Origin of the sequence: Flavobacterium sp., from assembly GCF_044338735.1 — a bacterium.
GTDB lineage: Bacteria > Bacteroidota > Bacteroidia > Flavobacteriales > Flavobacteriaceae > Flavobacterium.
Genome location: NZ_JBIIWV010000230.1, coordinates 1 through 2,776, shown reverse-complemented (window position 1 = coordinate 2,776; position 2,776 = coordinate 1). Strand labels below are relative to the sequence as shown.

The following is a 2,776-nucleotide window of genomic DNA, read 5'->3' as shown; positions in this document are numbered from 1 at the left end:
TTTCCGAAACGTATTTTGAGTAAGCATATTACAAATTTATAGTATATTTGATAAGAATACTAAATTCAATTTCTTTTTAGATTTAAAACGACATCATGAACGAAATCGAACGCAAATTTTTAGTCACAACTACTGAATTTCTATCCGAAAGTATACGGTCGAATCGAATAGTACAAGGGTATCTCAATTCAAATCCGGAACGAACAGTTCGTATTCGCATTAAGGAAACGCAAGGATTTATTACCATTAAAGGAAAAGGAAACGAAACGGGAACTACACGTTTTGAATGGGAAAAAGAAATTAAAATTACTGAAGCAGAACAATTATTACTGTTGTGCGAAGATGGCGTGATTGATAAAGTTCGTTATGAAATCCCTTCTGGAAAACACCTGTATGAAGTAGATGTTTTTGAAGGCGACAATAAAGGATTAATTATTGCAGAAATTGAGCTAAATGACGAAAACGAGTCGTTTGAAAAACCGAATTGGCTAGGAGAAGAAGTAACCGGTGATGATCGCTATTATAATGCTTCGCTTAGTGTATCTTCTTATAAAAATTGGAAATAAACTACTCAATAATTTCAAGATTCACGCGCAAAGGTGCTCTTCCGCGGTTGTGAGAAATATCTAAAAATGGTCTTTTAGCCATATCAATTTCTCTTTGTTTTGTAAATGGGCCACGATCTGTAATTGTAACCACAACACTTTTACCATTTGCGGTATTGGTTACTTTCACTTTAGTACCAAACTTAAGTTTTTTGTGAGCAGCCGTATAATTATTGTTGTGGAAACGAGCGCCACTTGCCGTTCTTCTTCCATTGAATTTATCGGCATAATGAGAAGCTTCTACATTTTTTTTATAGGGTGTCAACTTGATTCTTGATAATGAATCCTGTTTTTTTGCTAAAACAATAGCGAGTGAATCCTGTTTTTTAATACTATCAACAATAGCGGTTTCTCTGACCAAATTGTTACTTGAATCAGAGAAACTACTAATAGCTATAATGAGAACGATTAAAGGGATTATATAACGTAATTGTTTCATTTATGGGTGTTTTGAAAGTTGCTTATCCTAACCATTGTTTGTAAGGAATCATTGCTAATAAAAGCACTAATCCTAACAAGTAAAATAATGCAATTTTTTTAAACTTCCCGTTATTGCTTTCTTCTCTTTTGTGTTTTGACCAACCAATAGTAATCAAAACGATTGCAATAATATTGGTTACAGGATGTTCTACAAGAAGTTGTCTTAATTCACTGTTTTTCATTATTTTCATGCCTAATAAGGACCATTGTTCAAATTTATCTGAAACAATATACAGTAGTAAACCTACTACTAATTGCACATGACAAATAATTAAAGCAACTAACGAAATACTTCGGTCTTTTGGTTTAAATAAACTTTTTGAGGTTACTCCTAAAATGGCATTGATTACCGCTAATAACAATACTCCTAATGCTGCATAAGCTAGTGTAGAGTGAAGGGAAAGAATAGTGCTGTACATAGTTTATTATTTTATTGTGAATTACAAATATAATAAATAAAAAAACCCCTCACTCAAAAAAATGAGTGAGAGGTTTAAATTGTATATTATTAAATTAGAAGTTATAACGGATTGTGAAGTTCCAAGTTCTTCCTAAACCGAAGAAACCTTGGTTACCATCTGCAATTCCTTTATAAACTCTACCAGCAGACTGATAAGTTGGTCCTGAAGTTCCACTAATGAATGCGTCAGTTTTAATATTAGACGTTAATTCAGATAAATAAACCTCATCAAAAACATTATTCATGTTAAATCTAAAATTCACAGAATTTTCTTTGTCTTTTCCAACTAACATTTTGTAAGAAATTCCGGCATCAATAACATCATAGCTTGGTAATTCAAGATTTTCTTTTGCTACAACATTTGCAAATAAATTATCATAGTTTCTCCAATCTGCATCGATTGAAAAGTTTTTAATAAATTCATATTTAGCGCCTAATCCCCAGGTTGTTTGTGCTGCATCACCTACTTTTCCTCCATCAATATCAGTTTCAGTTACTAATAATGGATTTAAATTTTCATCATATTTTGTACTAACTGCATTTCCGTTATATTCCCAGTTTCCAAAAGAAGCAAAACCTTTAACATCCACATTTGATGTTGGTTTTAAAACAAAATCCAATTCTAAACCAGTATGTACTTGTTTAACTCCTTGATTTGAAGTAAAAATCACATCTCCTGCCAAAACTGGAGTAGTTCCAATTGTTCCATTTGAAGCTTGTACTGTAGATGTAGTAACAACTCTGTCTTCCCATGTTGTTCTGTATGCATTTACACTAGCCGAAAAGATTTTTGATTTGAATGTATAACCAGCTTCTAAACCTAAAACTTTTTCGTTTTCTGTTAATGGATTTACTTGATTAGTAAAATTTAAGTAAATATTATCATGGTAAGGTTGACGAGAATAATATCCAGCATTTACATATACTGAATGTTGATCTGCAATTACATAACTACCACCCGATTTAATATTATATCCAATATTATTTACTTTTTCAGAATCTTGATTTGCTGTTTGGTAATCGTAGTAATCAAATCTTTGGTGCGTTTGGTTTGAAACCGAACCTTGGAAAAATGCAGATAAATTGTTTTTAGAATATTCTAATTGACCGAAAACTCCTCCGTAGGAAATTGTTTCACTGTAATCATAATCAATTTTTTGGTTGTCACTTGCTGTATTAAAGAAAGCATTCCAAGGATTAATGTTGAATTGTTGATTAACAGTATTAGTAC

General features: G+C 31.7%; 4 protein-coding genes. 1 reads left to right on the top strand and 3 read right to left on the bottom strand.

Going from position 1 to position 2,776, the window contains the following annotated elements:
* Positions 1 to 95: 95 nt before the first annotated feature.
* Entirely contained in the window at positions 96 to 566 is a 471-nt protein-coding gene (locus tag ACIQZC_RS10545; protein WP_396139181.1) for a CYTH domain-containing protein, read from the top strand.
* Position 567: 1 nt separating this feature from the next.
* On the opposite strand, the gene ACIQZC_RS10540 is transcribed toward ACIQZC_RS10545, so the two are convergent.
* The 3 genes from ACIQZC_RS10540 to ACIQZC_RS10530 form a co-directional block, all read right to left on the bottom strand.
* Positions 568 to 1,044 (bottom strand): septal ring lytic transglycosylase RlpA family protein, encoded by a 477-nt coding sequence (locus tag ACIQZC_RS10540; protein WP_396139180.1) that lies wholly within the window; start codon positions 1,042 to 1,044, stop codon positions 568 to 570.
* A gap of 22 nt (positions 1,045 to 1,066) precedes the next feature.
* On the bottom strand, positions 1,067 to 1,504 hold the full coding sequence (locus tag ACIQZC_RS10535) for a hypothetical protein (RefSeq protein WP_396139179.1): 438 nt from the start codon (positions 1,502 to 1,504) through the stop codon (positions 1,067 to 1,069).
* 94 nt (positions 1,505 to 1,598) lie between these two features.
* Positions 1,599 to 2,776, bottom strand: a 1,178-nt coding sequence (locus ACIQZC_RS10530; protein WP_396139178.1) for a TonB-dependent receptor domain-containing protein, incomplete at its 5' end; no start/stop codon positions are given.

Excerpts from the sequence above, each read along its gene's own strand:
- ACIQZC_RS10535 (WP_396139179.1), bottom strand. The coding sequence starts at position 1,504 with ATGTACAGCACTATTCTTTCCCTTCACTCTACACTAGCTTATGCAGCA.
- ACIQZC_RS10540 (WP_396139180.1), bottom strand. The coding sequence starts at position 1,044 with ATGAAACAATTACGTTATATAATCCCTTTAATCGTTCTCATTATAGCT.
- ACIQZC_RS10545 (WP_396139181.1), top strand. The coding sequence starts at position 96 with ATGAACGAAATCGAACGCAAATTTTTAGTCACAACTACTGAATTTCTA.